Here is a 26,390-nt window from a genome sequence, read left to right on the forward strand (position 1 = left end):
GACTTCTTCAGCAGCCTGCTAATCGTGAATATTAGGTTGAAGGCCTACGATCTTGAGCAGGGTAACCTGCCGCGACAGTCGCTTAGTCCTCGTTCTGCCTCGCAGCCGTTCTGGCACCGCGCAGAGGATGGGGGCTTCGAGCCCGTTGCGGAAGAAGAAAATTCTCGCTGCGTGCGCTTGCAGCGGCATTTCTATTGCGGGGCAGCGAACCTTCATGCCGCATCGCAGCTGTGGATCCGGTCGCACGAAGTGGGTGCAGCGAAACCCTCGGGAGCGGCGACCGCAGCGCGGGAATTTCTGCCGTTCGACGCGCGTGCTCGGTTCACGATGCAGATGCGCACTCACCCTGGAGGAAGGGCATAGACCCGACCTTCGCTGCGCATCGCATGAATGACCGCGACGCGCAGATAGTGACCTTTGCAAACTCAATGCGAGCAGCATAGCCCGAGAGGCGCGACCTGTCCTATCCGGAAATTCGCCAGGAAGGTCATCGCTGCGGTGCGGCTTCGCCGAACCGGTCGTTCGTTACGGCGGGCAGCGCCACCTTCCAGCCCGAGGCCCGTGGTGCGGCACGTCGCAGTCATTGCCTTGTTTGGTCCAAGGTCGACCTATTCAACCAAAGCGGTCGAGTACGTTGGTGGCGCTCGATACTAACATCCAATTCAGATATCCTCAGACAACCTTGGGGTACTAACGTTCTCACGGACCGAACGTTCAGTTTTGGACCGCCAGTAGGAAAGGGCGTCGGATGTTTGAATTGTTCGCTCTTTCGGAATATCGTTTGATCGAACATCATTTAGAAACTGTGTCGCTTGATCTGTCACAGACCCAAAGAAATGACCGACTTCATTGACATATGCCGCTTTCCGTGGAATACCGAGATATTTCAAACTCCACTGAAGTAGCGCATTTCGCAAGGCGGCCTTCTCTCTCCAATTCTCAAAATCAGTAGAGGATTCATTGGTACAGCCTTTGTGCATTTCCAAAGCAAGCTCGACTGTATCATCAGAAAAGTAATCTAGAGTGGTGTTTAGCGATGGATGCTTGGGTTCAACGGCATGAAACAGATGCCGATCGTCACCTTGCTGGTTCCGCCCGAGTCTAATCCGTTGATACGGAGCTGCGTTTACACCCCACCCCCCGGTAGTTGTAAGTGCGACAATTGGACATCCATACTTTTCTTCAAGGTAGCCAATCACCTCGGGACTAAAGCAAAGTGCTGAGATTAGCTTTCCGAATTTGAGCTTGTCGTAGGGCGGGATCGGAGTTGAAATCGTTACATGAGAAACGTGCAACAATCCTTTGTCACGTCTGGCTTTGGCCTCAACGTCTGGCACCCAGTCATCACCAATCTTATTTCTGATAGGCCCCCAACCCACGTGTCCATCTCGCGCACCATTAAAGTAAACTGGCGACGACAAGCCGATAATTCCCGCTAACGGGCGCGCTTTTACGGAAGCGTCGAAAATACAAAACCTTGCAAAACGTCCGCGAGCAACTTTAGATGCCATAGATTGTTGATGTGCGAAGTATCTAAAGAGTGCTAGTTGATCCGGATCGTCGGAGCACTCTACTATTTCAGGCTCAAATCTATCAGTATCAATATCAAACTCGGTGCTGAATATCCCTGGAAAGTCCTGCTCGAAATTATCCAAAAATTGCCTGTTTTGCTCTAACCTAGATTTCGAAACAGCGGCTCGAAGCGCTTTAGATGCCGTTCTATTGTAAAGAACCGACCACGAAAAAAACGCTTGCTTTCCGACTATTACTAGTGAGATGTCATATCTTCCAAACGCTCGAAGGTCGCGATGGAAGCTTCGAAGGAAGTTGTACTCTGGTGTTGTTCTGCCATCCTTTTCCAGAGTTGAAGATACAACTATGCTTTTATGTTTCATCATTTCTCAAATGCTCTAAGTCTACAAATGTTACTGCACCAGAAGGGTGCTGGTAGGGCACTGGAGGTTGGTAAGCAACGATATTCGTTAGCACCCAAGCATATGTCTTGCTGTTACCGAACTCGTCCGCATATGGTAGTTCCATCGTTTGCTCAAGTTCGGCCAAATCATTAGGGCCGATTTCAGGCGTGTTGAACATTTTCTCTAGTGTCAATGGCCCCAAAACATCCGCGAGAGTAGCTTCGCCAAAAACATGACCACTTCGCGATTTAATAAGGCCAATCCGGCCCCGTATCTTTGTTTGGAAGCCTCTTATCTCCCAACACTTCTTTTGTGCAACAATATCAGTCAAATAGGGGTCTCTTATCATCAGCCCCCTACCGGGTGGACCGATGCTCCCCCAAGTAACCGCCGGAGGGTCCTTGAACAGGGATAGTTGTTCATTTCTAGATAACGCAGTCAACAGAGTCTCCCAATCAGTGCTAAGAGCGTTTAAGTGGGTTCACTGCGCCGGTCCATAGCCAAGTCGCGAGCCAAAACAGCAAAACCGAAAACATTAAGCATGCAATACCTTGTCCAACGTCTTGCCGCATCAGAACGGCGGCGGCTCCTGCTGAGACGAATGCGAAAAGAGCTGCTAGCATCGTAAATAATAGGCGCCCGCGGTTCTTTCTTAACTCCAAAGTCACTTCGATTGACGACCCGGCTGGATACGCTCCCTCATGGTCAGGAATTTCCGTCTCAACAACAAGTTTAGCAAACCTGCTATTCAGAAAGTTAATCTGAGAAACGCCAACTTTCAGTTGATCGGATGCATTGCGTCTAAGCTTCACGTTGTGATCGGGCAGAACCAGTAGCTTTGAAGTATCCTCTTTGACACTAATTGCAGCGCGAGGAGGCAACTCTTTCTCTTCTGCATTAGGAATGTAGTTCCGGACCGATACGGCGTACTCGTTCAGATCATCGACTAGAAAGTCACTATGAAAGCTCTGAATTGAACCAATTTTATTGGTAACCCTTTTTTGTAGTTCCATGTCGGTATTTTCGCTGTTTGAAGAGACTTTGGAAAAGGCATTAAACCTCCAAAACACATCCCCCTCAAACTGAGATGGCGCGCTTGCAAATCTATCCACCACGAGCGGCCAGTTTTTCTCGTCACATTTCGAAAGCATATCAATATCAATATTTTCAGGACACTTTGATACCCACTTGTAGGCCTGCTCACGATCGAAAGGTAGTTGCTTTCGATTTTCTAGCTCTTTAATCAGCTTTGGCAGCTCAGGATTGTCGGGCGAAACGAACTCATCCATTTCGAGATGTAAATACAGATTGTCCCGTTCGCTCTCCGCGTGTGCATCAACGCCAAAATTAACAACGCTTGCGTACCTTGTCGGAATAAAGATTGCATTGTCAAAAGTGAGCATAAAACTAGGGTCTTTCGCACCCTTGGAGTAGTCCCTCACTTGACCATAGAGTAGTAAGGCTGGAATGGGTTCTCGACTACGCAACAGTTGCTCAGCTTCTGCTTGCGCCCCGTCTGTCCATAGTTTTCTCTCATAGTCATATCGAATTATTGCACCTGTGGGGCTTGCCAGTACCTTGTGAACGTCTCCATAGTAGTCAGGCTTGGTACATGTATCGAAGATTATTAACATATCAATTTCTCAAGATTTTATGGACTATTGACTTCAAGCAGATCAATTACGGATACTTATAAAAACATTCTAGTCGAAAAAGGCGCGCAGGACAAGGTGCCCGCAACTTTGAGATGACCAGAGTCGCCGCCCCCCCCCGAAAACGATTCAAAATCTGTGACATCTCAACTTTCAGCATCACCCATCACATAACACCTTTCAATGTTAGCGTATCACTGGCCCAACGTCCATCGGAACGACGACACAAGTGGTCAATAGCTCAGGGTGCTATACTGCCTGACTGTGGTGTGGTGGATACGATATTGCTCGATCAGGATTTAATTTAAGCGATCTGTTTCTAAGATCGTTTGGGCTTTCGTGCCTTCTGCAGCATTCGAAATTCTGGGCTTCGAGCGGTCATGCGGTTGTACAGAAACTTCATAGGTTTCGGCTTCTTCTGAACGTCCGGTCTTTTGGAACCGCACCGGTCACCATGCACCTGCGGAAAATAGCTGCTCTGCGGCCTTAAACGGCTCAAGTTGGTTCTCTTCGTCAAGGGCGGTGAGCACTTCCGCTTCGGGCTGCCTGCTGACTTCGCTTCGGGCGCCCGAGGTTGGAGCTGATGCTCCACCGCCACGATGACCACGCTGCATCGCCGCAGGTCGGCTTCGAGCCCCTAGCTCCCTGTCCCACTCCGGTCGGGACGGCTATATTGGATCAAGTCCCAGCGATTTCCCCACGGGTCCTTCCAGACGACGACCCGCCCGTTGAACTGGCCCCCGTTTCGACAGGACACTTGGGCATAGCCATGGAGGCTTAGGCATATGCCTGAGCACGTGCCTATGTCTGAGATAGAGATCATTACCGATGGCGGCCGTCTGCGCCGCTGGCCTGCCACGGAGAAGCAGCGGATCGTCGAGGAGATGTTGGAGGATGGCGCCAGCATCTGTGTCGTCGCGCGCCGGAATGGTGTGGCTCCAAACCTGTTGTATCGTTGGCGTCGCCTGATGCTGGACGGGGGAGCGGTGGCCGTGTCCGAGGATGATGATGTGACCAGCAATCGCGCTGTTCGGTAGATGGAGGATCGCATCCGCGAGCTCGAGCGCCAGCTCGGCCGCAAGACGCTTGAGGTTGAGATCCTCAAGGAGGCACTCGACAAGACGCGCTCAAAGAAACGGATGTGGCTCGCGCAGTCGCAACCGAAGGGCGGTTCCCGGTGAAGGCCGTGGCCGAGACCCTGGGTGTGTCCCGCTCGAACCTGCATGCTCGGCTGAGCGGGAGCGTGAAGCCGCGGCGGCGCTATCACAAGGCGCAAGACGCGGCGGTGCTGCCGTTGATCGAGGCGCTGGTGGCGGCGCGGCCAACCTATGGCTATCGACGTATCACGGCGCTTTTGAACCGACGGCTGCGGGCGGAGGGCGCGGCGCCTGCGAACCACAAGCGCGTATATCGCATCATGGAGGCCCATGGCCTTCTGCTGGCACGAACTCATGCCGAGAGGACGGAGCGTGTCCACGACGGAAAGGTCGTGGCGATACGATCCAACCTTCGATGGTGCTCCGACGGGTTCGAGTTCACCTGCTGGAACAAGGAGATCATCCGCGGCGCATTCATCATCGATGCACACGACCGCGAGATCATTTCCTGGCGTACCGTGGCTGGCGCCGGCATCAGCGGGTCCGATGTCCGCGACATGATGCTGGAGGCCGTCGAGGCCCGGTTCGGCGGCTACCGCGCGCCACATCCCGTCGAGATGCTCAGCGATAACGGCTCGCCCTACACTGCCCACGACACCCGTATCTTTGCGCGTCAGCTCGGGCTGAAGCCATGCTTCACGCCGGTAAGGAGCCCGGAGAGCAACGGCGTATCGGAGGCATTCGTGAAGACCCTGAAGCGTGACTACGATCACACCACTACGGGGTCAGTTTTCCACGCCGGGTCACAGTTGGGGACAGGCGGGACATTCCGCCTATTTCCTCACGAGGAAGAGGATGAAACTGCCGAGCAGCTGGAAGCTGTAGATCAGCTTCATACCGCGCGCTGCGATTTCGGCGCCGTTACGATTGACCGTGAGCAAATTGTATCCCTGGGGGACGGCATTCAGCAAAACCTACCGGGAGCTCGAGTGGTCGTAGTCGTGTCAGCCGACACTGAGCGGGCCATCTACCTAGATGAGTTCAAGGCTCAGCCGCCTGCAATTGATCGCGCAAAATTTGTAAGGATCGTTGGACAAAGTCCGCAAACGCATGTCGGAAACCGGACCATTATTGTTGAGTTCGGGCCGTTAATGAATTTCGTATCCATCCAAGCAACAGACGAGGCATGGGTGCTCGGAACTCGGGAAAAGTTGAGGCGGGAAATCAAGCCCTATGAAAACTTCTACGTTACGAGTTTCAAGGCCTACGGCATCGGAATAAATCAATTACTGTTGGCGTGGGCTATCGCATTCGTTCCTGGCCTTGGTTCACTTCCAATGCGCCTTCTATACGTCGCCGCGACGGCCATTATCATTATGTCTATTTTTCAGATCCACAAGAGATACATTCCCCTCGCCACCATCTACATCACCCCCAAGAAGCCAAACCTCTTCCAACGCGCTGGACCGGCACTCGGCTCTTGGGCGGTCGCTGCAACAGCGGGATTAGCTGCCGCATTGCTCGCTGCCTACCTTCAAGGGGTGTTGGGATTCGGTGGACCCAAATAACCTGCGACCCTCGATCGTTATGGCTCATGTAATGGGATCGAACCGAGAAACCCATTATGTTGCAAGTTACTTGCAATACATTTGATGGGTGGTGCTGCCGGAGAGGATCGAACTCTCGACCTCGTCCTTACCAAGGACGCGCTCTTCCACTGAGCTACGGCAGCGCATCTGGTGCCCTCGGCTGGACTCGAACCAGCGACCTCTCGCTTCGGAGGCGAACGCTCTACTCCAACTGAGCTACGAGGGCAGGGCGCCGCGGAGAAAAGCGCGGCGCGTGTGGGGCCGGCTCAGACGGCGAGCACGGATTTGACGATGCCCGAGGCGGTGCGGCCGTCGTAACGGCCCGCATGCTCGGAGCTGAGGGCACCCATGATCTGGCCCATATTCTTACCTTCGGCCGCGCGGGCCTCGGCAAAGCCGCGCAATTCGTCCTCGGTCATCTGCCGAGGCAGATAGGCCTCGAGCGCCGCCTTCTCGACGAGGAGTTTCTCGCTCGGGGCGCCGCCGGTATGCCAGATCGTCTCATCGATGCTCTTGAGGAATTTCTTGACCACGGCCACGACTTCCGCGTCCGTCATGGCGCGCGCCGGGCTGAAACCCTTCGTCTTCGTGTCGATCTCGCCGATCAGGGTCACCAGGCCGCCCGCCTCGGGCGCCTTAGACTTGCGTGCGGCAAGCGCGTCGGCGCGAATGGTGTCGAGCAGGCTCATGGGGATCTCCTTGGAATGGCCGGTCGAGGAAAAGCATCTCGCCAGAAGGCGTCGCTCGATGAAGTCTACCTGGATGTTTGCGAAAAACAATAGCAGACGCTGGGTCAGAATTGGCTTCCCGTCGAGGGTTCGAACCTCGGTTTCGAGAGTCAGAGTCTCGCGTCCTACCGGTTAGACGAACGGGAAACAGGCAGAGCCTGATCGGGATCGGACCCTCATCCGAAACCGGAAGGTTCCGTCGTAGAGGAGGCCGGCCTCGGCCAGCTGGCAGGGCTGGGTCGGTGATCCCGCAAGCGGCGCGGATCCGCGCCACGTCGAGCAAGGTCTTTTTCGCTGCGATGTGGCTGGGGGCGCAGAGCGTCGACCCGTTCGACAGGTAATAGCCACCGTCCGTATATAGCTTGCGCTAGAGCACGTGGTGGGCCGCATCCCCGGGTTCCCCGCAGATGATGCAGGCATGCCCGTCGCGGGCAAAGACCGCCTCCTTGAAGGCGCGCCGATCGAGAAGCGCCTCCGGCATGGCTCCGTCCTTTCCGTGGTTCGGTTGTTCTCGACGATCATCGGCACGAGGCCGGCGAGGGACGGGCCCGGGCTGCTGACCCGCTTCCCGTCCTGCTCTCCACTTGGCCGTTACTGACGGCCGCTAAGCCGCGGTCTCGCACCGACCGTTCACCCGGGGCAGCACTCCCGGTCAGCGATTCTGCAGAGATTGCCCAGGGGGTGCCTCCAAAGGTCCCCCTATAGCCCGCCGGCCCCGTGCGGATGATCGTGTGTGTCGTGTCGCAAGAGGCGGGATCCGCCTCGGTGCCCGGTCAATCGACCGTGCAGGTCTCCATCAGCTCCTGCAGGAGCCGCGTGTTCTCGACCTCCTCGGGGTCCTGGTAGGGGCCACGCGCGGCAAAGTAGGATGCCGCGGCCTCGAAGCCGGGATCGCGCTCCGCGAGGCCGAGAGCGATGGCCGCCACCGCGTAGGCACGACCGGCCGCGAGCGGCAGCTCGTGGCTCGCGAACGTGTCGGCGAAGACCCTGGCCGTCTCGATCTCGGTATCGGAGACCGGAAGCACGAAGTCCGCGGGCATGTAGCCCGTGTCGTCGACCCCGCGGATCTCGAGATAGTCGAGGTATTGCTGTCGGGCGCCGAAGGCAAAGAGCATCCGGGTTGCGGCCGGGCTCAGGTCGGCGAGGTACTGCCGGCCGCGACCATAGTACATCTCGAGACGCCCGTCGGCCGCGAAGGGCTCGAAGCAGCGGTCGCACATCGTGCCCCGCGGCGGGACGCCGGCGGCGCCGATGGTCCACACGTAGCGTGCCATCTGCCCGCCGATGCCGTGAAGGAGGACGCCGTCATGTTCCCAGTCGCCGCCGCGCCTGCGGCAGATGCCGCAGCCGGCGTCCTCGATATGGCACGACGCGTAGGCCTCGCCCGGGATGTGGATATTGTCGTGGCCCGCGCGGCCGGGGCCGGTATCGCTGGCGAAGGTCGGACGGTCGGACATGGTCGCTCCTCGAGGCACGTTACGGTCGAAGCCGATGTCTCCGGCCGGTGGGCGGCATGACGACCCGGGACGAAAGAATTCCGTCCCGGCAGAATTGGTGGTGCGAGGCAGGACTCGAACCTGCGACATTCGGCTTATGAGGCCGGCGCTCTACCACTGAGCTACTGCACCATGGTCCGGCGCATGGCTCCGGACGGGTTACGAGGCGGGTACCAGGGCCCACGATAGTCTGGCGGAGGGAGCGAGATTCGAACTCGCGGGACCCGTGAAGGTCCGCCGCCTTTCCAAGACGGTGCAATCGACCGCTCTGCCATCCCTCCATGAGATGCGGCCTGACGGAACTGGTGCCGGACGAGAGGATCGAACTCCCGACAATCTGCTTACGAAGCAGCTGCTCTACCGCCTGAGCTAGTCCGGCCAAGTGGTTGCGCGGGCAGGATTTGAACCTGCGACATGGTGGTTATGAGCCACCCGAGATAGACCGGACTTCTCCACCGCGCGCGACAATGGCTCGCGGGAGCCGCTGTCGGACGAGGTGCCTGCCGGTATGCTGGTGCCCAGGGCGAGACTCGAACTCGCACGGCCTTTCGGCCACCGACCCCTCAAGCCGGCGCGTCTACCATTCCACCACCTGGGCATTGGCCGCATGTCGCTGCGACCGGGCGATCCGTTGGTGCCTCCGGAGGGATTCGAACCCCCGGCCAAACCGTTATGAGCGGCCCGCTCTACCGCTGAGCTACAGAGGCGCAATCGAAGGGCAGGGCGCGCCGTGACGCGCCCCGAGACGACCCTGCCCTGGGCAGGGCCGCCGAACTGGTCCCCGTGGCCTGGTTGCAGCCGTTTCGCCTCCGGTCTCGAGCCCGTCGACTACTTTGGCCTCCACCCCCGTGCGAGGGTTGCCGGGTAGCTACTCCCGGCGCGCCCCGCAGGTGGCTTGCAGGCGTCCTCCGCCCTCCACGGACGGTGCTCTGCCGGAGCTGCACGGAGATCTCGCGAGGGCCCGGGGGCCGGGCCCTGTCTCTGGAACTGGGGCGCCCTACGGATCGCCTGTCGGCTCCCCGTTGTCTTGGTCCCGGCCGACGCCCAGCCGTAACGCATCCGGTTTACCTGGCCGCGCCTGTCCCAAACCGGAAAACGGGGCAGGCCGGAGATTGGTCGTCCCGGGAAAAGTTGAACTTCCGACCTCTCGCTTATCAGGCAAGCGCTCTATCACTGAGCTACGGGACGATATCGGGTGGGCGTCGCTCTTTCTGGTGGGCCGGGATGGATTTGAACCACCGTGGGTTTCCCCGCCTGATTTACAGTCAGGTGCAATTAGCCGGACTCTGCCACCGACCCACGAGAAAGAGCGATGCGCCGCGTTTCACGCGCGCGGCGGGACGTTGGAAAGCGGGCGCCGGCGGCGCCGACCGCGATCAGCAGCGGATCTGGATCTTGTCCTTGCCGACCAGGATCTTCACCGGCGCGCCGTCAGCCCGGGCGAAGGTGAACTCGATGAGATCGAGCACCTCTTTCAGCCGCGCGGCCCCGTCGGGTTCGGGGCAGGAAAAACCGATGCGGCTGAGCGCCGCGAACCGCGGTTTCAGGAACCGCTGATGGTTAAAGTCCCTGTCCCAGGTGATCAGCGTCCGGCCCGCAGCCATCGCTGCTGCGGCCACGACCGGGTCCTTGGCATCGGCGGACATGATGTCGCGCACGCGCACCAGATCGTGGCCGTGGCCAATCAGCAGCTTCGGGACGGACTCGGGAACGTTCTGATCAGTGAGGAAACTGATCGTCGTCCCGGACAGCATCAGGCGGCATGGGAACCGTCGAACGTGCGAGCGGCTTCAATGTCATCCGCCGACAGGTCCGGAAATTCTTCCAGGATCTCGTCGGTACCATACCCACACTCGAGATACCGCTTTACGGAGGCGACCGGGATCCGGGTGCCTTCGAAGACCGGCTGGTTGTTCTGAACGAACCGGCCGCTCAGCACATGACCATACGCGCTTTGGCCCCGGCGGTTCAGATCCTCGATCGCCCGCTTGGTGTCGGAGATCGCGACCCGCAGCGGGATGTCGAAAACGCGCTGTCCGCCCACCACCTCTCGGCGTTTGTCGTCTCGCGGGTCATCGAAGACCACGCGCTTGCCGAGCACGTAGAGGACCGTTGCCGTCCACTTGTCCTCACCCAGGTGGGCGAGTTCGGCGGCGACCTTGCGAAGGTGCTGCATCGGCACACCGTTCTCGTTCCGGAGCGCGTTGAGCACGCGGAGCGAGACGATATCCCGGAATGAGTAGACCCGGCTGTAGGCCTGCCTCCGGTCCTCGGGGGCGTAGCTCGGGCGCAGGAAACCGGACCGATCCCAGTCGCGCAACTGGTAGATCGATACGCCGGTGAGGCGTGCTGCGTCCTCCTCGGAGAAGGCACCTATCAAATCGGTCTCGGTCACGGCGCTTCCTCCGGCGATCATCGGACCGCCATGTCGACAATGGCCGAGGTCCGGGTCACGGACAATGCTGCTTCTGAGCGGCGTAGCCCGGCGCCCCCGCTAGGCCCCGGAGGGAGTGATAGCGGGGAGAGGCTCGCTGCGCTTCTCGCGCGCGGCGCGCATCCAGGCGAGATCCTGGTCGAGGTCGACATTGACGACCAAGCCGGTCAGATCCACGATCCGGTCAGTCGCGCCCTGCGCTGCGAGCACGTGGATCTCGCGCAGAAGCTTGCGCAGGCGGGCCACCTTGGCCGCCTCGATCTCCTCGGGACGGAAGGCGTCATAGGCCGCGCTGATGGCGCCGAGGCGCTCCAGTTCGGCATCGAGGCCCTCGGGTGTGGCCGCGGGCGCCAGGCTGACGCGCAGGCTCGAGGCGCCGGCGGCCAGGCGATGTTTCTCGATGACATCATCGAAGGTCATGACCGGCTCCTCTGGTCTGCTTGGTATTGGCAAGGGTGGCCGGGATCGAACCGACGACATCCGGTTTTGGAGACCGGCGCTCTACCATCTGAGCTACACCCCTATCGTGCCGCGGCCTCGGCCGCGGCGGCTGTATCTGGCGTCCCTGGAGGGAGTCGAACCCACGACCTCCGCAGTAGGAATGCAGCACTCTATCCAGCTGAGCTACAGGGACACGTTCATCTGGACCGACCCCGGGGAGCATATGGCGCTTCGACCCGGGCGGGCCGCAATCCTGGCCGGCAGCGCCGTGGCGCCGCCGGCTTATCCATGACCCGGCGCGGACCGCCCGCCCGCGATCCCGTGTCGGGACCGGAGGGATTCGAACCCATCGACGCCCAGAAAAGGACGCGGCCATGAATGCTGGTCTGGAGGCCACGCGTGGTGCGGGACCTCCCGGAAGTGGCGGAGAGTGTGGGATTTGAACCCACGAGGCCCGTTAAGGCCTGGTCCGTTAGCAGTGGACTGGTTTCGACCGCTCACCCAACTCTCCAGGTCTCCCGCAGGGCACGGGAGGGTATGCGAAAATGGTGCCCACGGACTAGATTCGAACTGTCGACCTGCCGATTACAAATCGGCTGCTCTACCACTGAGCTACGCGGGCATCTTGGTCTCCAGCTCCGCTGGTGTTGGCTCCCCAGGCAAGGATCTTGTCGGCGGCATGGTCGCCGGTGCGCCCTTCGGGCGTCCAGCTCCCTGCCGCTTCGATCCCCGCCCGGTCTCACGCAACCATCCCCCGGATGGTTGCTTGCTCTCCAGCTCGGCTGGTGTTGGCTCCCCAGGCAAGGATCGAACTTGCGACACACTGATTAACAGTCAGCTGCTCTACCGCTGAGCTACAAGGGAATAGGCGCCGAAGCGCCGGTTGTTCGGTGAATGGCTCAGGCCCCGTCCGGCGAAGCGATCTCCGCGGCGTCGACGATGCTGATGCCGTAGTCCTCCGCCTCGACGAGCCAGTCGCCGGGCTTGCGCGGGATCCGCGTGCTCTCGCCATCCCGCCAGTCGAGGCTCCAGAACGTGCCGCCGGCGAAGTCGACCGACGGCTGTCCGCCCGGTATCTTCGAGAAGGCGATCTGCGCGTCGAGCGGCAGGTCCTTGACCCGGTTGCCCGGACGGATCCGGTAGCAGGCAGTCATCCCGATCAGGAAGTCGTAGCCTCGAAGGTCGTCGCATGTCCCATGTCGGGGCCCTTTCGAATTGGAACCGTCTCCAGGAGTTGAACCTGAATCTTCGCGGCCACAACGCGACGCTCTACCATTGAGCTAAGACGGCATGTGTGTCCGGAAGGACGGTATGGCCAGCCCCAACCGAGGGGCGAACCGTGGCGTCGGGATGACGGCACGGCCGGGGCTCGAACCCGTTTAACGATGCATCGCTCGGCCAGTGAGCCGGGATCCAACCGGCATGAACTTCGGACGGCGATCGCCTAAGGGGTCAGGCGTTCGGCAGCGGCTTCGACATTGCGGGCATCGATCTCCTCGAGCGCGTCCGCGAACTCGTTCGTGAGCCCCTTTTCAGAGATGAAGCGCAACGCAAACCGTTCGAGCCGCGCGCCGAGCTTCGGGTTGCTGGCCGCGAGATGTTCGACGCGGTGATCCGCGTCGTCGTGCGTCCAGACATCCATCAGGAGCTTGTCGGGCAGGGACATATCGGTCTTCCTTTGACTTGCGGTTTCCGGTCTATCCTACCGGGAGTTCAAGAAAATTGTCCTGCGCTTGTCTGCGGCCGGGAGCGCGCGAGGCGCTCGACCGGCGGTATTGTTGGTGAACGGTCTGGGGGTCGAACCCAGGACACCCTGATTAAAAGTCAGGTGCTCTACCACTGAGCTAACCGTCCATGGTAGCGGGCGACGGGGTCGAACCCGTCACACCGATACCGGTGGTCTGGTAGGGGGTGACGGGATCGAACCGCCGACATCCTGTGTGTAAAACAGGCGCTCTCCCAGCTGAGCTAACCCCCCACGGTGAACTTGGCGGGCGAGGTCGGATTCGAACCGACGGGCCGCGGAGGCGGCCGGCAGGGTTCAAGCCTGCTGCAATCGACCGCTCTGCCACTCGCCCGAGAATGCGGTCGTGTATCGAAGCCGTTGGCTGGGGTGGCTGGGTTCGAACCAGCGGTACACGGTACCAAAAACCGTTGCCTTACCAGCTTGGCTACACCCCACCATCTCGGCGTCCGGCGCCGCCGGGGGCGCCGAGGATCCTGGCGGACAGGGTGGGGTTCGAACCCACGGAGCCCTTGCAGGCTCGCCGGTTTTCGAAACCGGTGCATTCGACCGCTCTGCCACCTGTCCATGAGGTGCGGCCGCAAAAGAAACGAGAGGCGCGGGTCGAAGGCAGCAAGATGCCCCGCCGGGTCGCTTACTCCGCCCCCTTCGGGTCGGCCTCTCGCCATGCACGGGCAGTCGCGGGATGCGTGGTCCCGACCGTCGCGCAGGCATTCTGGAATTTCGGTTGGCGCCTCTCCTGGTGAAAGCGGACGCCGGGCTCGCCCCCGTTTGTTTTACCTCGCCGAGGGCCTGACCGCGGTCGTGCCGCCCGAGGGCCGGATGTCGGCTTCGTCCGCGTCGTGGCGGCACGCCGATCGATCTCCGGCGAGATACTGGAGCGGCAAACGGGTATCGGGCCGGCAGCATGGTCGGCGCGATAGTCGCTCGAACCGGTGGCGCTCCGCGCGCCTTCCTGCTGCTTCGATCCCCGTCGCCAGGTTATTGGAGCGGCAAACGGGGATCGAACCCGTGACCCCCACCTTGGCAAGGTGGTGCTCTCCCTCTGAGCTACTGCCGCATGTGCCGGCGTCCGGACGGAACGCACCCTGCCTCGCGGATCATGGTGGCGTTCCTTGCGGAACCGGCGATCCCGCGTCTGTCGCGCGGGAGTTTTGGTGGACCTAGGAGAATTCGAACCTCCGACCTTAGCGTTCGCAACGCGGTGCTCTCTCCACTGAGCTTCCGATCCAATTCTTTATTGCTGAGAGACCCGAGGAAAAATCGATTGTTTCTCACTCAAGGGTTGTTTTGTCAGGGTTCATTCGGGATCGTCCCGAGGTAACACTTTAAAAAGTCAGGACTTCACGTGATCTTTCGGAAATACCTCGTCGGCGGCGCCATCCTTGCGATGCTCGGCACATCGACGCCAGCTCTTGCCGCGGGAGAGCCATGGAAAACATCCGCACCGCGTGGGATGACCACACAGCATCAGCAATATGCAGCCGCTGCCCGACAGGTTCACGCCCAGGTCGGAGCGGCACGCTTTGGATATAATCCGCTGCAAGCGGACTGGCGCTACCAGGGGGATCGCCTCCCGACGATGCCCATGTCGAACATGACAAAAGTAGCGGTCTCTTCGGCGATCAATGGACGTTACCACGTCTACCGCAAATATGGTCAGAACTCTTGGTCCGTGCGCTACTATGCTGGTGGCGGAAGGACCTACTTCTGCGAATCCGACAGCCGCGGAAACTACTCCGAGTTCGAGAAAGATAGATACGTCGATCCAACGCCTTTCGGACTTGCCGGGATCATGCATTGGCAAGGTGGAACGCCGCCGGCACTAGAGCGTTTCGGTTGGCCAATGGCTGCCAATCCGTCCACGGGAGAGGTCACTATGTACGGGTGGTACCGAGGCGACTGGATCAGTGAGCCTGGCTGGCTTCAGGATGAATACGCGGCCGGCTTCGCGAAGAAGTGCCCCAATCTGCCGCGCGCCAGCTCGGTAAACAACAACCAGCGCGGCGATACGATTAGCGAGATCGCCCAGGGTGCGCGAGGTTTCCGTGGCTTCAACGTCGCCTTCCCGAACGATCCGCGCAATCCTCTGACCGCTGGTATGTATTACCATCTGTATCCACCGGCGCGCTGATCCTGCAATTGTTTGGTGGACCCTGTCGGACTTGAACCGACCGCCTCCTGCTTGCAAAACAGGCGCTCTCCCAGATGAGCTAAGGGCCCATGGAAGGCAGGGCCCTCACTGAGAGAGCGGCTGCCCGGCGGCCGGTCAAGTCGGCCGCGCTCGTTGCTCGAAACCCTCCCCCGGAGAGTTTCGCGATCCGATGCCCCTCGCCCCAGATGAGCTAAGGGCCCGTGGTGGCAGGGCCCTCACTGGAAGAGCGGCTGCCCGGCGGCCGATCAACTCGGCCGCGCTCGTTGCTCGAAACTCTCCCACGGAGAGTTTCGCGATCTGATGCCCCTCGCCCCAGATGAGCTAAGGGCCCATGGAGGCAGGGCCCTCACTGAGAGAGCGGCTGCCCGGCGGTCGATCAAGTCGGCCGCACATGTTCTCGTGACGGAGCCCCCGAAGCGGCACCGACCCCTCACCGTGCCGGGCAAGGGTGGGGCCCCGTCAGAAGAACATGATCGAGTGCAATTGGAGGTGCCGCCCGGAGTCGAACCGAGATGCGTTCCGGCCGAAGAGACGGCCGGATGAGCATCCATGTTCGCCTCGGGGGTTCCAGCTTCCATTGGAGATGGAGGTGCCGCCCGGAGTCGAACCGGGTCCCAGTGAAGGGGCCATGGATTTGCAATCCACCACGTTACCGTCCCGTCCCGGCACCAGATCCGCCCATGACCCCGGGCGGGAGGGAGTGGCGCTTCCCGAGAGACTCGAACTCCCGACCTTCGCGTTCGTAGCGCGACGCTCTGATCCAACTGAGCTAGGGAAGCATTGCCCCGCAGGGGCGGTCGTCTTGGTGCGGATGGGGAGACTCGAACTCCCACGACCTCCCGGTCACCGGTTTCTGAAACCGGCGCGTCTACCATTCCACCACATCCGCGTAACTGTCGTCGGCCGTTGTTTACCGGGTGGCCGTCCCCGTTTGCGCCGCGGGCGCTTGCCGGGCCCCGGACAGGACGGCCGCCGCGCTCACCCCTGAGAGGGAACGTGGCGGTCTCGCGCCCTGTCCGGGGCCACGAAACTGGTGCGACGGGATGGGATTGAACCACCGACACCCTGGGCTTCAACCAGGTGCTCTACCAGCTGAGCTACCGACGCATGCGCCCCGGCGGTGTGCCGAAGCGGGGAAGACGATGGTTTTCCGTGGGGCCCGGGTCCCTCCAGGATCTGCCAGGATCCCGGCTTCGCCCACTGGCATGAACCGCCCTTCCACGGGGCGCCCGGGCTACCCGGAAAACCATCGCCATGATGATCTGGAGCGGACGACGAGGATCGAACTCGCGACATCCTGCTTGGAAGGCAGGTGCTCTACCGGCTGAGCTACATCCGCAGACGCTTCTTCACCCCGGAAGAAGCTGATTTTCTTGCAAGGCCTGGTCGGAGTAGCGGGGTTCGAACCCACGACCTTCCGTCCCCCAGACGGACGCGCTACCAGGCTGCGCCATACTCCGATGACCAGGTCTTGAAAGAAAACCGCGACCGAGATCCGGATAATCGGACCGAGGCGGGATTTGGCGAAGCGTACGGGGATCGAACCCGTGTTCTCCGGCGTGACAGGCCGGCGTCTTGACCGCTCGACTAACGCTCCATGCGGCCCCGGGACGGCTGCTATATTGGTCGGGGTGAAAGGATTTGAACCTTCGGTCTCCGCGTCCCGAACGCGGCGCTCTACCAGACTGAGCCACACCCCGTCGTCCGCCTCGCGGCGAACCTTGTCATTTCGCTTCATGGTCGGGGCGAGAGGCTTCGATCCTCCGACCTGACGCTCCCAAAGCGCCCGCTCTACCTGGCTGAGCTACGCCCCGCCGACTGCGAGAAAAGAAAGACAAGTTTGTTTATGACACTCAACGTGATCCTTCATCGAAACGCCCCGCCATGTCGCGGCGCTCGGAAGAAAGCTCGGATGACGCGCGGGGGCCGACCTCGGCCGGCCCCTGCACATGGCACATGGGATCGCAGAGCCAACCCCTCAGGGGCGGGTGCGATCATCAGACCCTGACTTGGCATCCGGATGATCGGTCAGCGACTGGGTCGCGTCTTCCTACCGGGAACAGGGTCTTCCGCCAGCGATGTCAAAGAGCGCAGATCCGGAGCATGGAGCTTCGAGTCTGACCGGCTGCGGCACGTTCTTCTTTAGGGGGAAGGGTGCAGGTCGCCGGATTTTGGTGTGGGACGACCCCGCTTGGCGGGAGGTCCGATCCGGCGTGTTCTGCTGATCTACTGGCTGGTGAGCCTCAGCTGCCGGAAACGAGGGGAATGGACTGGCCAAACCATCCGCGAGGGTCATACCCTTGCGAACTGGTATTGCCACAGACCATTGGCATGGAGCGCCGGGACGTCGCGAGAAGGTCGCGCAGTGTCGACGATGCGTGTGCAGCGTGGCGTTTCATGTCGCGTCCTCCTTTCCGTCTGTGGCGCCCATCGGGCCCTGGTTTCGGCAGTGACGAGCGGTGTGCCCGTTCGATCTGTGGAGGAAGTTAGATCAAGGCGATGACATTGAAAAGAGGAAAAATGCTCTTCGGGCAAAGAAAATGCGAAAAACGCTTTATAGCCGATAGGCGGTCACATGCAGAACATCCTCGATGTCCCAAGTTTTATTGAGTTTTCCGGGACGGTTTACTGTGCCACGCCGTGATGGCCGCAGGAAGCGGCGCTGCGGCATGCGGCGAGACAGTTCGCGAAAACCGATATGGATATGGATTTTCGCTGCCGCCTCATAGCCTGGTCCGGTTAAGCACGAGGACCTCGCATGACGCTGGATTCACCCGGGCGGGAGCCCACGCATATCGAAATCGCTCCGGACGTCAGAGCCTGGAAGGTTGGCCGCAGTTATCACATCGCGTTCCCGTACCATCCGGAGGCAAAGCGCGTGATGGACGGGCTCGACTCCGCCTACTGGGCGCCGGCGGCGCATTGCTGGATCGCCGGCGCAAACCGGCACGGGGAGATCGAGGCGGCGCTGCGCAGGATCGACGCCATCCTGGGCCCCGACCGCCATGTCAGGCGCCAGGCGCGAGAGGCCGCGGCGCCTGGCAAGCTCGCGCGCACGCTGGTGCCGGTCGACGACGGCCTCGAGGCGGGGCAGGTCCGGCAGATCGATGGCCGCCATGTAACGGTCGAGCGCTTCGGACGGGAATTTCCGGCCGGCCGCGGGTTCCGGCGTGCGGGGCGTCCCGAGCTCGACGGCAAGATGATCTGCTACGCCTATCACCGGCCAGCCACCGACGCCGAGATCGAGGCATTCGAGGCGCAGCGCGACGAAGGCGACCCCGACCTCGAGATGGCCCCCTGATTTTCGGCGGTTCTTGCGGAACGGACCGGCGTGGCACAGTGCGGGCAACGAGGCTTGCCCCCTGATGGATGAGGCTCGCCCCCGTTGAGCGAGCGCGAGGTTTCTCGAACCGGAGACGCGGCGCCGGCCCGCCGACAGCATTGTGCCCGAAACGGCCCGCCGGCTTGTCCGTGCGGGCCGTTTCGGCGTCTCGCCCCGGGGAACAGCCCGGGATGCTGACCCGATCTCCGACCGGAATCCTCTCGGCACCGCATTCGGCACCCCAGTTGGGCTCGATTAGCGCCGTCATGGCGTTACCGCCCTTATTTCATTGGACCGGGCGGTTTTACTGGTATCGTCGAAAATGCGTCATCGCCCCTGAATGCGGCCCATGAGCCGATCTCGCCGTGTGTCGCTGGAGATAAAAGTAAATAAACTCAATGAGGTAACGGCGTTACATGGCGTTACACTTCAAGATACAGACGTAAGTGGTTGAAAAATATGTCTATTATCTATCTATCTATATATGTAACAAATAAATATAAATAAATATATGAAGAGAGAGAAAGATCCACCCAGAATGACAGAGATAAATACACACTTCTCCGCCGTTACGGGCGATACGGCGTTACATGAGCCTTAAAGCACTGATAAATATAGGGAAACACCGTAACGGGGCCTGAAACAGGCCATTACAGGGGCTCGTCTGGCGTTACGCTCTGTAAAATGCGAAAATGTAAGTTGGCGTTGTCAAGGCTTGTGGCTATGCTGCACGGGACAGAACACGAGAGGCCCCGGACAATGCCACAGACTCCAGATCTCGCGCGGCATGGACTGCACCGTCGGCTGACGCCTGCGCAGCTGCGCGACATCGGAACGTCCCTGTTCGGAAACGGGACCGGATGGCAGGCCCGGCTATCGGAAGCGATCGGCGTAACTCCGGGCGCGGTCACGCGGTGGCTCTCCGGCTGCAACCCGATTCCGACGCCGGTCTCGCTCGTCGCCCAGTACATGTTGATCGCCGGGGTTCCGGATCGTCTTGAACGGCCCACCGTCTGTGAAAACGCGAAGCCATGAGCGGCCGGGGGGACGGACCGCTCGATGCGGCTCTTCAGGCCTGGTGCGCAGAGCTGCGAGATGCGCTCGAGGCCCATGTCCGGCGCAAGCGCGACGATCGCCGCCGTTGGGCACATCCGGCCATCGAATTCGCGGTGAACGATCGCGCCGTGCGGATCGATGGCGACGGGCTCGATCTCGTCGGCATCGCTATGGCGGAAATCCAGCAGCCGGAGCCCCGGCCCTGTTACGAGGCGTTCCTTGCAGCCCTGCGTGCGGAAATGCCCATGCTCGGTTGGCCGGTCCGGATCCGGATCGAGCTCGACGGCATCGCGGACGGCAGCTGGTGGCGGGCCCGCCCTGTCGCTCTCGGCGTCTGCGGAAAGCTTTTCGGAACGCTCGGCGCGCGCCCGAACGACATGGTGACACGGCGGCAGGAGGGCGCGATCTTCGGAGAGGTCCGGGGTCTCGACCGGCTGGTCGAGGGCATGCGTCTCATCGACCGGGTCGCCCCGGCGAGCAACCGCCCGGTCTCGAGCTGGTCCATCGGGAGCGACGTCGTCGGCGCGCCGCATGTTCATGTCGAGAACGTTCATGCCCGCAGCGAGGCCGAGCTGGTCCTCAAGATTGCGCTCTTCCGGCGGGGGCTCGATGAGTTTCGGGACATGATCCGCAGCGGGCGCTTCGAGCCGCTGCGCAACGACGAGCGGTGCTGGTTCGTGGCCTCCGAGCTCGATGGTCTCGAGCACGATCCTCTCGGGGTGCGCCGCGACTTCACCGGCGTCATGGCCGACATCAACGGTCGGCTTGCCATGTTGGGCACACCCGGCCTCGAGCCATAGGAGACCGAGATGACCGACGCAGCAGCTCAGCACCTCGAGGCCGACATCGACGATCGCACGGTGAGCGAGTTCGCGGACGCCATGCGTGCGAAGCTTGCGCGCTCCCGCGCCAAGGGGCGTGGCGGCTGGCATGACCCGCGCCTCTGCACGGTGGAGGAGCTGGCCGCGATGATGGCCGGGCACCTTGCCAAATCGAACCCGGGCAACCTCATCGATATCGCGGTGTTCGCCATGATGCTGCATCATCGGGGCGCGCCGCCGACAGCGCTTGTCGCCGCGATGCAGGCCGCCGGGATCCGCGCATCCGCGCATGCAGGCGACGCTCCGGCATGAGGATCGCGGGCGGCATGAGGCCTGTCGTGGTCGATATCTGCTGGCACTGTTCCGGCACCGGGCGCCGACTGATCTCAGCGGCGCCGTTCCGTTTCCAGATCTGCCCGATCTGCTACGGCCGCCGGGGCCGGCAGGTGGCACGTCACGAGCTTGCCGGAGAGCCGCCGGAACACAAGCATGGAAAGGGGAAAGCACCATGAGCGAGACCGTTGAACACGGCGTCCGCGCAGCCATCCTCGCGCAGGTCAAAGAGTTGCAGACAGTTTTCGGACATCTCGGCATCGCGCGCGCGGCCGACTGCTACATGACGGAAGACGGCAAGGCCGGGCTGCAGGGCGCGGTCTTCCATGGCCATGACGACGAGGTGATGGATGTCGGAGACCGTCCGTTCGGACGGGCATTGTCCGGGATTTACCTTGGGCGGGGCGGCGACATGATCGTCCACGACTTCGATGGCCAGGCCACGCTCTTCGAGGCGACCGCTCAGGTCATGGAGAACCTCACGGAGTTCGTCTACGAGGCGGCGGGCTTCGAGATCGTCAACCGTATCGATGTCGTGATCGAGGCGGCCGGCCGGCCCGGCATCGTTGTCGACGCAAGGGCGGCGGGCGAGGAGAAGCAGATCAACTGGACCTTCGACGAGACAGCCACGGAGTGGCCCGGCCGACCCTGATCCAGGTACCAGGGAGACGGTTCGGTCAGAAAATGCGAAAAACACTCTTACCGGGCAGCTCAACCGATGGTATGGTGATTTGCGAAATACTTTATGTTGCTCCTATAGGGAGGCCGGGATGGCCGAGAACACGAAGATCGAGTGGGCCCAGCACACGTTCAATCCCTGGATCGGATGCCAGAAGGTCGGGCCCGGCTGCGACCATTGCTATGCCGAGGTCGCGAACGGGGGCGCCCATGCCGCGAAATGGGGCCCGCACGCGGAACGTGTCCGCACGCGGCCGCGCAACTGGGCCTTGCCGGCGAAGTGGAACGCGGCAGCGCGCGCGGCGGGCGAACGGCACCGTGTCTTCTGCAGCTCGCTTGCGGATGTTTTCGACACCCATGCCTCGGTCCTCCCGGAGTGGCGCGCGGATCTCGCCGAGCTCATCCAGGCGACCCCGGATCTCGACTGGCTGCTGCTGACAAAGCGCATCGGCAACGCGGATCAGGTGCTGCGCGAGATGTTCCCGGACGGCACGCCCGCAAATATCTGGGTCGGGATCACCGTGACGGGGCAGGCGGAAGCCGACCGCGACATCGTCAAGCTCCTGAAGTTGAAGGCCGACCATGCGCTCAGCGTGGCCTATCTGTCGATGGAGCCCCTGCTCGGTGCGGTGGATCTGACCCGCGTGCGGTTCGCCGGAATCCGGCACGCCACCGGCGCGCACTACCACGACGTGTTGCGCGGCGGGCACTGGTCCCCCGGCGTCGGGTGCAGTCCCTCCGGGCCGAACGATCATCAGGCGGTGTTCACGGGGGCCAGCTATCTCGGCAAGCTGGACTGGGTAATCGTCGGGGGCGAGACGGGCGCGGAGGCGCGCCCGATGCATATCGGCTGGGTGCGCGCCCTGCGCGACCAGTGCGCCGCCGCCGGTACCGCCTTCCTCTTCAAGCAGTGGGGCAACTGGTTCCCGTTCGGCGAGATCGATGCCCATGGATGCGAGAACTCGCGGAGCCGGGGCGAAGAGGGTGGCCTCTGGCACGAGTGGCCTGACGGGGGCGGCTTCTCGGTCCGCATGGACAAGCGCGATGCCGGGCGGCTGCTCGACCGGCGCACCTGGGATGACGTTCCCGCTGACCTCGAGGAGGCCTGATCGATGATCCAGCCGTTCCGACTCCATCTGCCCAAGAATGCCTCGCAGCGGCGCGTGATCGCGCAGCGCGGCTACGAGCGGTCGATCGACCGCCTCAACGCCGCGGTGACGGTCGAAGAGCGCGACGCGGCCCTTGCGGAGGTCCAGCGCAAGAAGCGGGCCTACGGGGCGATCCTGCTCTCGGAGGATCGCATGGCGCGTCCGTGGATGTACGACAAGGGGCGCCGCGGCGTGCGCGCCCGCAATCGGCCGAGCATGCCATAGGCCATGCCGGCGGTTTCCATCCGGGCGGCGGTTGCCGCTTGCCTGGGTGCGAAAAACGATGTAAAACGATTTGCGAAAAACAATTACCTAGATGCTCGGAGCCGGATATGTTCGCCCAGGTGACCTCGATGATCTCTTTTCCCTGCCTGATCGCGGGGCTCGCGGCCAATCATTTCCTCCCGGGCGCGGGCTGGATGGTCGCGCTGCCGCTTCATACAATCGCGCTGGCCTTCTTCTTCCATGACCGTCGCCGCGGGGCATGCGCCTATGCGGCCTGATCCGGTTCTCCCCGCCGAGGACGATCGGCCGATCCGCGACATCTTCGAGGACGCGGTCTCCCGCTGGGAGGCGCTGACCGGCGTGCGTCGGAACGAGACCCGCTTCACGCTCGGCAGTCTCGGCATCAGCGAGATGAACCGGATGCTCGACGAGGCGCTCAAGCTCGATCCCGAGGGCACCACCGCCTACCTGCTGCTCGAGGTGTTCCTGCGGCTCTTTCTCGAGGACAAGACCTTCTCGGCCGCGCAGATCATGCGCGACTACGCCAAGACGACCGGCTTCCTGCAGGATGCCGAGCGGCTTTTCTCCATCGTGCAATCCGATCGTGCGCTCGAGGTTTCGGCCCAGTTCCGGAGGCGGGTGCGCGACGGGCTGGCCGCCTACGGGGCGGATCGCCCGGACGTGCTCGAGCTCGTCGACGGGCCGGACGCTATCCCGTTCCTGCGCCGCGACGCGCTGCGCTCGCTCGACAAGCTCCAGGCCTACCAGTTCCTGGCCGGAGAGGTGGACACAGCCCATCCGCAGGTCATCCGTCACGTCCACATGGCCTGGTCGGCGAACGATCTCCTGGCCGCCGTGCGGGATATGCCCGTCTCTGGCGTGGCGCTGGTCCTCATGCGCGATGCCGCGCACGCCAACCGCAGCTACTTCGCCTTCGTCATGCGCAATGGCGGCAACGTCATTCTCTTCACCGACCGCCGCAAGCCGGTCTATCCGGGGCAGGACGACGTGCTGGAAGCGCGCGGCAGCCGCGGTGTCGCCCGGACCTACGCGGCGCGTGAAAATGCGAACCACTTCCCCTATCAGCTGATCCCCACCAGCTTCGACGACAAGGGCGATGTGGTCTTCGAGCGAGAAACCGCGCCGGTCGCGCACGGGCTGCGGCTGATGCCGCTGATGGAGATCAAGGACCTGCCGCCGACCCAGGCGATCTGGGTCACGATGATGCTGTCGCTGATCTCCGACCGGTTCTGGAAGCAGGGCTGGCGCGCACCGGAGCTCAGCTACACTGGCGAGATGATCCGCCGCCGCGAGCTGCTGGTCGAGGACGGCAACGGCGCCAGGCTGCCCGCGGCGCAGGACTATCGCCCGATCACGCTTGAGGACGTTCGGGTCGAGGAACTGACCGCCGAGGTCATGGCCGAGCAGACCAGCTACCCGCCGGAGGTGATCAATGCCTGGCTCGAGGCGCGGTATCGTGACCGGGTTCCGAGCGCTGTCCTGAACACCTGGCACCGGAACCACGATGAGATCCTGTTTCTCGAGAGTGCGCAGGGCGATCGGGAGAGGGACGGCGCCATCGCTGCGCATTCCGTCGCCCTGACCGATGGCATCCGGTCCATGAGCCGGGAGCGTATCGAGAAGCTGCCGTTCTGGAAGAAGCCGGCCGTGACCGAGCTCGAGGCATTTTCCGGCGCCGATTTCGGGACCGAAGCCGAACTGCAGCGGGACCGCCTCTTCATCGCGCGCAAGAACATGGCCGCCTACATCCAGAAATGCGCCGACGAGGAATTCGACGCGCGCAAGCCGGAAGTCGCGGCCTGGTATTCCCGCGCGATCGGGGCCAACATCGATGCGATCCTGCCCCTCATCGCGGCCGGCCCGGAAGCCTCGACGCGCACCGAGGGCCATATCAAGTCGCCTCTGATGGGCTTCGGAGAGGTCGGGGATGACGACACCTTCGGCATCTATTCCCGCTGGGGATGGGGCAACGAACACGCCTTCGGAGAATACCGCCAGAGGGGCGGCAAGTGGCTCTGCTACCTGACCGGAGCCGTGGCGACCTATCGCGCCACGTTCATCCCGCGCGATGTCGCGGACATCTCCCTGCTCACCGGCCTGCCGGTGTCCGAGATCCCCGATGTCCTGCACCACTGGGGTGATCCGAGCCGGCACAGCGGCAACCATCTCCTGAACCGCCTCGACCCGATGGACACCGACCTGCGGAACCCCTGGAACCGCAAGAACCTCCTGCTCGATGTGAACGTCTACCTGTCGAAGCGCGGCTTGAAGCGCGTGCGCTCCGAGTCCGCCTCGCCCGTCTCTACCCGTAAAGGAACCACGGCATGAGCAACCAATATCTCGTCTTCCGCCATTGCGGGGACGCGGACGGCCGCCTGCAGCTCGTCACGCGGACCCACGACCTCGGCGGCACCGACTACGATCCGATCTTCCGTGCGAGCGTTGCGGATGCCTACGGGATCGGCAGGGCGAACCGGGCCGTCGGCTTTCATACGGGCGACGACGAGGGCGCCCGGGCATCGGCCGAGCCGATGGCGCTCCGGGCGGTTCGCCGCAGCACGCGCCAGACACGGCCATGGGATCTGCTGAAGGTCAGCGGCGAGATGCGCAAGCTGGCGGAGCTCAGCGACGACCAGCTGTCGCGGCTGCGGAAGGGCGTAAGCCTCGACGTCGTCGACACCGATGCGCTGCCGCGCTTCTATCTCGTGCGCTCGGAAGCGGGCGACAGGACCCTTCTCGAGGAGGACGCGTCGACCGACGTCAAGGCGGCGATCCGCGCGTTGCAAACGGCCAATGGCGGCCGGCTGCTCGGTGAGCATCACCTCGAGGACGTGCTCGGCGAGCGGATCGAGGTAATCCTGCCGGCGCATGGCAAGCGCAACTGGAGCGATGGCGACTACGCCAGCAATTGCGCGGCCTGCGGCCATGCCTTTCTCGGACCGAAACGCGCACCGCGCTGCGCGCCGTGCCATGCCGAGACGCTGGCGGAGAACGCCGCCCGCGATGCGGCCGGGCCCGCCGCCAAGCCAGGCAGGCACGGCGTCTACATCGCCTCGAAGGCGGTGGCGCACGGGCCGCGCTGGCAGGAGTTGCGTAAGCGGCTGCCGGTGATCTCCACCTGGATCGACGAGAGCGCGCCCGGTCTCACGCTCGACTGGCCCGATCTCTGGGACCGCTGCATCTCCGAGGTCATCTCGGCCGAGGTGCTGATCGTCTACATGGAGCCGGGCGAGACGCTGAAGGGGGCATGGATCGAGGTCGGGGCGGCACTTGGCGCGGGCGTGCCCGTCCTCGGCGTTGGCATCGACGAGTTCTCGATCGCCAAGAGCGGCAAGATCACCCTGTGCGCGAGCATGGACGAGGCGGTGGAAATGGCCCGCGGGATCATGGACGGCAACGCGCTCGTCCATGGGGCAGGGGAGCTGGAGAGCGCCTGACGGGCGCCAGCCGTTCAGTTCTGGACTTCTGGGCCAGCCAGCATTCGCGCGCATCCTGTTGCGGTCGGGCGGAGACTGAGCTTGGCTTGAGCGGGAT

Annotated in this window: 22 protein-coding genes, 33 tRNA genes and 1 pseudogene; 13 read left to right on the top strand and 43 right to left on the bottom strand. The window is 62.2% G+C overall.

What is annotated here, in order from left to right; all coding sequences use genetic code 11:
• On the top strand, positions 1–363 hold a 363-nt coding region (locus OCH239_RS23355; RefSeq protein ID WP_037264581.1), incomplete at its 5' end, for a hypothetical protein.
• A 299-nt stretch (positions 364–662) separates the two neighbouring features.
• On the opposite strand, the gene OCH239_RS22145 is transcribed toward OCH239_RS23355, so the two are convergent.
• From OCH239_RS22145 to OCH239_RS22740, 3 genes are all read right to left on the bottom strand, one after another.
• Entirely contained in the window at positions 663–1,895 is a 1,233-nt protein-coding gene (locus OCH239_RS22145; protein ID WP_211241997.1) for a Druantia anti-phage system protein DruA, read from the bottom strand.
• Positions 1,885–2,265 carry an ASCH domain-containing protein gene (locus tag OCH239_RS22150; RefSeq protein WP_084782521.1) on the bottom strand — a complete coding sequence of 127 codons (381 nt, stop codon included), beginning with the start codon at positions 2,263–2,265 and terminating at the stop codon, positions 1,885–1,887. The genes OCH239_RS22145 and OCH239_RS22150 overlap by 11 nt, the downstream gene beginning before the upstream one ends.
• A 112-nt stretch (positions 2,266–2,377) precedes the next feature.
• On the bottom strand, positions 2,378–3,550 hold the full coding sequence (locus OCH239_RS22740) for a hypothetical protein (protein WP_157577890.1): 1,173 nt from the start codon (positions 3,548–3,550) through the stop codon (positions 2,378–2,380).
• Positions 3,551–4,353: 803 nt separating this feature from the next.
• On the opposite strand from OCH239_RS22740, the pseudogene OCH239_RS22160 reads away from it, so the two are divergent.
• Positions 4,354–5,444 (top strand): annotated as a pseudogene (locus OCH239_RS22160) (IS3 family transposase); the annotation flags it as partial.
• An 878-nt stretch (positions 5,445–6,322) separates the two neighbouring features.
• On the opposite strand, the gene OCH239_RS15425 reads toward OCH239_RS22160, so the two are convergent.
• The 30 genes from OCH239_RS15425 to OCH239_RS15570 form a co-directional block, all read right to left on the bottom strand.
• A tRNA-Thr gene (locus OCH239_RS15425) sits at positions 6,323–6,397 on the bottom strand.
• Positions 6,398–6,402: 5 nt separating this feature from the next.
• Positions 6,403–6,480, bottom strand: a tRNA-Arg gene (locus OCH239_RS15430).
• A gap of 40 nt (positions 6,481–6,520) precedes the next feature.
• Positions 6,521–6,943: a GatB/YqeY domain-containing protein gene (locus OCH239_RS21740; protein ID WP_051489519.1), complete on the bottom strand. Its 423-nt coding sequence runs from the start codon at positions 6,941–6,943 to the stop codon at positions 6,521–6,523.
• A 111-nt stretch (positions 6,944–7,054) separates the two neighbouring features.
• Positions 7,055–7,129: transfer RNA gene (locus tag OCH239_RS15440), tRNA-Gln, on the bottom strand.
• A 626-nt stretch (positions 7,130–7,755) separates the two neighbouring features.
• Positions 7,756–8,439: a hypothetical protein gene (locus OCH239_RS15445; protein WP_037264587.1), complete on the bottom strand. Its 684-nt coding sequence runs from the start codon at positions 8,437–8,439 to the stop codon at positions 7,756–7,758.
• A gap of 95 nt (positions 8,440–8,534) precedes the next feature.
• Positions 8,535–8,610, bottom strand: a tRNA-Ile gene (locus OCH239_RS15450).
• Positions 8,611–8,669: 59 nt separating this feature from the next.
• Positions 8,670–8,759 (bottom strand) — tRNA-Ser (locus OCH239_RS15455).
• 22 nt (positions 8,760–8,781) lie between these two features.
• A tRNA-Thr gene (locus OCH239_RS15460) sits at positions 8,782–8,857 on the bottom strand.
• Between the two features lie 4 nt (positions 8,858–8,861).
• Positions 8,862–8,940 (bottom strand) — tRNA-Met (locus OCH239_RS15465).
• A 50-nt stretch (positions 8,941–8,990) separates the two neighbouring features.
• A tRNA-Leu gene (locus tag OCH239_RS15470) sits at positions 8,991–9,076 on the bottom strand.
• A 34-nt stretch (positions 9,077–9,110) separates the two neighbouring features.
• Positions 9,111–9,185: transfer RNA gene (locus tag OCH239_RS15475), tRNA-Ile, on the bottom strand.
• Between the two features lie 406 nt (positions 9,186–9,591).
• Positions 9,592–9,666 (bottom strand) — tRNA-Ile (locus tag OCH239_RS15480).
• A gap of 24 nt (positions 9,667–9,690) precedes the next feature.
• Positions 9,691–9,777: transfer RNA gene (locus OCH239_RS15485), tRNA-Tyr, on the bottom strand.
• Positions 9,778–9,854: 77 nt separating this feature from the next.
• Positions 9,855–10,232: a DUF5615 family PIN-like protein gene (locus tag OCH239_RS15490; protein WP_037264589.1), complete on the bottom strand. Its 378-nt coding sequence runs from the start codon at positions 10,230–10,232 to the stop codon at positions 9,855–9,857.
• Positions 10,232–10,873, bottom strand: a complete 642-nt coding sequence (locus tag OCH239_RS15495) for a DUF433 domain-containing protein (RefSeq protein WP_211241998.1) — start codon at positions 10,871–10,873, stop codon at positions 10,232–10,234. Before OCH239_RS15495 ends, OCH239_RS15490 begins: the two co-directional genes overlap by 1 nt.
• Before the next feature lie 99 nt (positions 10,874–10,972).
• On the bottom strand, positions 10,973–11,332 hold the full coding sequence (locus tag OCH239_RS15500; RefSeq protein WP_037264591.1) for a hypothetical protein: 360 nt from the start codon (positions 11,330–11,332) through the stop codon (positions 10,973–10,975).
• 27 nt (positions 11,333–11,359) lie between these two features.
• Positions 11,360–11,435 (bottom strand) — tRNA-Trp (locus tag OCH239_RS15505).
• 34 nt (positions 11,436–11,469) lie between these two features.
• Positions 11,470–11,546 (bottom strand) — tRNA-Arg (locus OCH239_RS15510).
• Between the two features lie 228 nt (positions 11,547–11,774).
• Positions 11,775–11,864, bottom strand: a tRNA-Ser gene (locus tag OCH239_RS15515).
• Between the two features lie 35 nt (positions 11,865–11,899).
• Positions 11,900–11,975, bottom strand: a tRNA-Thr gene (locus OCH239_RS15520).
• Between the two features lie 167 nt (positions 11,976–12,142).
• Positions 12,143–12,217: transfer RNA gene (locus tag OCH239_RS15525), tRNA-Asn, on the bottom strand.
• 35 nt (positions 12,218–12,252) lie between these two features.
• Positions 12,253–12,507 (bottom strand): hypothetical protein, encoded by a 255-nt coding sequence (locus OCH239_RS15530; protein ID WP_037264592.1) that lies wholly within the window; start codon positions 12,505–12,507, stop codon positions 12,253–12,255.
• A gap of 62 nt (positions 12,508–12,569) precedes the next feature.
• Positions 12,570–12,643 (bottom strand) — tRNA-His (locus tag OCH239_RS15535).
• Between the two features lie 154 nt (positions 12,644–12,797).
• Positions 12,798–13,019, bottom strand: coding sequence for a hypothetical protein (locus tag OCH239_RS15540; RefSeq protein ID WP_037264594.1), 222 nt, complete (start codon positions 13,017–13,019; stop codon positions 12,798–12,800).
• Positions 13,020–13,132: 113 nt separating this feature from the next.
• Positions 13,133–13,207: transfer RNA gene (locus OCH239_RS15545), tRNA-Lys, on the bottom strand.
• A gap of 48 nt (positions 13,208–13,255) precedes the next feature.
• Positions 13,256–13,331 (bottom strand) — tRNA-Val (locus OCH239_RS15550).
• A gap of 10 nt (positions 13,332–13,341) precedes the next feature.
• A tRNA-Ser gene (locus OCH239_RS15555) sits at positions 13,342–13,431 on the bottom strand.
• Between the two features lie 27 nt (positions 13,432–13,458).
• Positions 13,459–13,534: transfer RNA gene (locus OCH239_RS15560), tRNA-Gln, on the bottom strand.
• Positions 13,535–13,574: 40 nt separating this feature from the next.
• Positions 13,575–13,664: transfer RNA gene (locus OCH239_RS15565), tRNA-Ser, on the bottom strand.
• Positions 13,665–14,082: 418 nt separating this feature from the next.
• Positions 14,083–14,157 (bottom strand) — tRNA-Gly (locus OCH239_RS15570).
• A 288-nt stretch (positions 14,158–14,445) separates the two neighbouring features.
• Between OCH239_RS15570 and OCH239_RS22745 the strand changes: the two genes are divergently transcribed.
• Positions 14,446–15,231: a hypothetical protein gene (locus tag OCH239_RS22745; RefSeq protein WP_157577891.1), complete on the top strand. Its 786-nt coding sequence runs from the start codon at positions 14,446–14,448 to the stop codon at positions 15,229–15,231.
• A gap of 13 nt (positions 15,232–15,244) precedes the next feature.
• Here the strand turns inward: OCH239_RS22745 and OCH239_RS15580 are convergent.
• The 10 genes from OCH239_RS15580 to OCH239_RS15620 form a co-directional block, all read right to left on the bottom strand.
• A tRNA-Ala gene (locus OCH239_RS15580) sits at positions 15,245–15,320 on the bottom strand.
• Positions 15,321–15,836: 516 nt separating this feature from the next.
• Positions 15,837–15,922: transfer RNA gene (locus OCH239_RS22750), tRNA-Cys, on the bottom strand.
• A gap of 31 nt (positions 15,923–15,953) precedes the next feature.
• Positions 15,954–16,031, bottom strand: a tRNA-Arg gene (locus OCH239_RS15585).
• A gap of 24 nt (positions 16,032–16,055) precedes the next feature.
• A tRNA-Leu gene (locus tag OCH239_RS15590) sits at positions 16,056–16,141 on the bottom strand.
• A 142-nt stretch (positions 16,142–16,283) separates the two neighbouring features.
• A tRNA-Phe gene (locus OCH239_RS15595) sits at positions 16,284–16,359 on the bottom strand.
• A gap of 156 nt (positions 16,360–16,515) precedes the next feature.
• Positions 16,516–16,591 (bottom strand) — tRNA-Gly (locus tag OCH239_RS15600).
• A 44-nt stretch (positions 16,592–16,635) separates the two neighbouring features.
• Positions 16,636–16,712, bottom strand: a tRNA-Pro gene (locus OCH239_RS15605).
• A gap of 61 nt (positions 16,713–16,773) precedes the next feature.
• Positions 16,774–16,849 (bottom strand) — tRNA-Asp (locus OCH239_RS15610).
• A 26-nt stretch (positions 16,850–16,875) separates the two neighbouring features.
• A tRNA-Pro gene (locus OCH239_RS15615) sits at positions 16,876–16,952 on the bottom strand.
• Positions 16,953–16,989: 37 nt separating this feature from the next.
• Positions 16,990–17,066 (bottom strand) — tRNA-Pro (locus tag OCH239_RS15620).
• A 944-nt stretch (positions 17,067–18,010) separates the two neighbouring features.
• Between OCH239_RS15620 and OCH239_RS15625 the strand changes: the two genes are divergently transcribed.
• The 10 genes from OCH239_RS15625 to OCH239_RS15665 all read left to right on the top strand — a co-directional run bounded on the left by OCH239_RS15625 (position 18,011) and on the right by OCH239_RS15665 (position 26,293).
• The gene (locus OCH239_RS15625) at positions 18,011–18,553 is read left to right on the top strand and encodes a hypothetical protein (protein ID WP_037264599.1); all 543 of its coding nucleotides are present in this window, start codon (positions 18,011–18,013) and stop codon (positions 18,551–18,553) included.
• A gap of 780 nt (positions 18,554–19,333) precedes the next feature.
• Entirely contained in the window at positions 19,334–19,609 is a 276-nt protein-coding gene (locus tag OCH239_RS23360) for a helix-turn-helix domain-containing protein (protein ID WP_037264602.1), read from the top strand.
• Positions 19,606–20,430: a hypothetical protein gene (locus tag OCH239_RS15635; RefSeq protein ID WP_037264604.1), complete on the top strand. Its 825-nt coding sequence runs from the start codon at positions 19,606–19,608 to the stop codon at positions 20,428–20,430. Before OCH239_RS23360 ends, OCH239_RS15635 begins: the two co-directional genes overlap by 4 nt.
• A 9-nt stretch (positions 20,431–20,439) precedes the next feature.
• Positions 20,440–20,763: a hypothetical protein gene (locus tag OCH239_RS15640; RefSeq protein ID WP_051489521.1), complete on the top strand. Its 324-nt coding sequence runs from the start codon at positions 20,440–20,442 to the stop codon at positions 20,761–20,763.
• Between the two features lie 196 nt (positions 20,764–20,959).
• A complete protein-coding gene (locus OCH239_RS15645) occupies positions 20,960–21,436 on the top strand; it encodes a hypothetical protein (protein WP_037264607.1) in 477 nt (158 codons plus the stop codon).
• Positions 21,437–21,554: 118 nt separating this feature from the next.
• Positions 21,555–22,571, top strand: a complete 1,017-nt coding sequence (locus OCH239_RS15650) for a phage Gp37/Gp68 family protein (protein WP_037264609.1) — start codon at positions 21,555–21,557, stop codon at positions 22,569–22,571.
• A gap of 3 nt (positions 22,572–22,574) precedes the next feature.
• The gene (locus OCH239_RS15655; RefSeq protein WP_037264611.1) at positions 22,575–22,835 is read left to right on the top strand and encodes a hypothetical protein; all 261 of its coding nucleotides are present in this window, start codon (positions 22,575–22,577) and stop codon (positions 22,833–22,835) included.
• A 107-nt stretch (positions 22,836–22,942) separates the two neighbouring features.
• On the top strand, positions 22,943–23,113 hold the full coding sequence (locus OCH239_RS22755) for a hypothetical protein (protein WP_157577892.1): 171 nt from the start codon (positions 22,943–22,945) through the stop codon (positions 23,111–23,113).
• Positions 23,103–25,184, top strand: a complete 2,082-nt coding sequence (locus OCH239_RS15660; protein WP_037264613.1) for a hypothetical protein — start codon at positions 23,103–23,105, stop codon at positions 25,182–25,184. Before OCH239_RS22755 ends, OCH239_RS15660 begins: the two co-directional genes overlap by 11 nt.
• A complete protein-coding gene (locus OCH239_RS15665) occupies positions 25,181–26,293 on the top strand; it encodes a hypothetical protein (protein ID WP_037264615.1) in 1,113 nt (370 codons plus the stop codon). The genes OCH239_RS15660 and OCH239_RS15665 overlap by 4 nt, the downstream gene beginning before the upstream one ends.
• Positions 26,294–26,390: the final 97 nt, after the last annotated feature.

Source organism: Roseivivax halodurans JCM 10272 (assembly GCF_000521785.1).
GTDB lineage: Bacteria > Pseudomonadota > Alphaproteobacteria > Rhodobacterales > Rhodobacteraceae > Roseivivax > Roseivivax halodurans.

Coding starts and splice junctions, on each gene's coding strand:
- OCH239_RS15660 (WP_037264613.1), top strand. CDS start 23,103: ATGCGGCCTGATCCGGTTCTCCCCGCCGAGGACGATCGGCCGATCCGC.
- OCH239_RS22755 (WP_157577892.1), top strand. CDS start 22,943: ATGTTCGCCCAGGTGACCTCGATGATCTCTTTTCCCTGCCTGATCGCG.
- OCH239_RS23360 (WP_037264602.1), top strand. CDS start 19,334: ATGCCACAGACTCCAGATCTCGCGCGGCATGGACTGCACCGTCGGCTG.
- OCH239_RS15655 (WP_037264611.1), top strand. CDS start 22,575: ATGATCCAGCCGTTCCGACTCCATCTGCCCAAGAATGCCTCGCAGCGG.
- OCH239_RS15665 (WP_037264615.1), top strand. CDS start 25,181: ATGAGCAACCAATATCTCGTCTTCCGCCATTGCGGGGACGCGGACGGC.
- OCH239_RS15625 (WP_037264599.1), top strand. CDS start 18,011: ATGACGCTGGATTCACCCGGGCGGGAGCCCACGCATATCGAAATCGCT.
- OCH239_RS22145 (WP_211241997.1), bottom strand. CDS start 1,895: ATGAAACATAAAAGCATAGTTGTATCTTCAACTCTGGAAAAGGATGGC.
- OCH239_RS15540 (WP_037264594.1), bottom strand. CDS start 13,019: ATGTCCCTGCCCGACAAGCTCCTGATGGATGTCTGGACGCACGACGAC.
- OCH239_RS21740 (WP_051489519.1), bottom strand. CDS start 6,943: ATGAGCCTGCTCGACACCATTCGCGCCGACGCGCTTGCCGCACGCAAG.
- OCH239_RS22740 (WP_157577890.1), bottom strand. CDS start 3,550: ATGTTAATAATCTTCGATACATGTACCAAGCCTGACTACTATGGAGAC.
- OCH239_RS15640 (WP_051489521.1), top strand. CDS start 20,440: ATGACCGACGCAGCAGCTCAGCACCTCGAGGCCGACATCGACGATCGC.
- OCH239_RS15530 (WP_037264592.1), bottom strand. CDS start 12,507: ATGACTGCCTGCTACCGGATCCGTCCGGGCAACCGGGTCAAGGACCTG.
- OCH239_RS15490 (WP_037264589.1), bottom strand. CDS start 10,232: ATGCTGTCCGGGACGACGATCAGTTTCCTCACTGATCAGAACGTTCCC.
- OCH239_RS15635 (WP_037264604.1), top strand. CDS start 19,606: ATGAGCGGCCGGGGGGACGGACCGCTCGATGCGGCTCTTCAGGCCTGG.
- OCH239_RS15500 (WP_037264591.1), bottom strand. CDS start 11,332: ATGACCTTCGATGATGTCATCGAGAAACATCGCCTGGCCGCCGGCGCC.
- OCH239_RS15645 (WP_037264607.1), top strand. CDS start 20,960: ATGAGCGAGACCGTTGAACACGGCGTCCGCGCAGCCATCCTCGCGCAG.
- OCH239_RS15650 (WP_037264609.1), top strand. CDS start 21,555: ATGGCCGAGAACACGAAGATCGAGTGGGCCCAGCACACGTTCAATCCC.
- OCH239_RS15445 (WP_037264587.1), bottom strand. CDS start 8,439: ATGTCCGACCGTCCGACCTTCGCCAGCGATACCGGCCCCGGCCGCGCG.
- OCH239_RS22150 (WP_084782521.1), bottom strand. CDS start 2,265: ATGATAAGAGACCCCTATTTGACTGATATTGTTGCACAAAAGAAGTGT.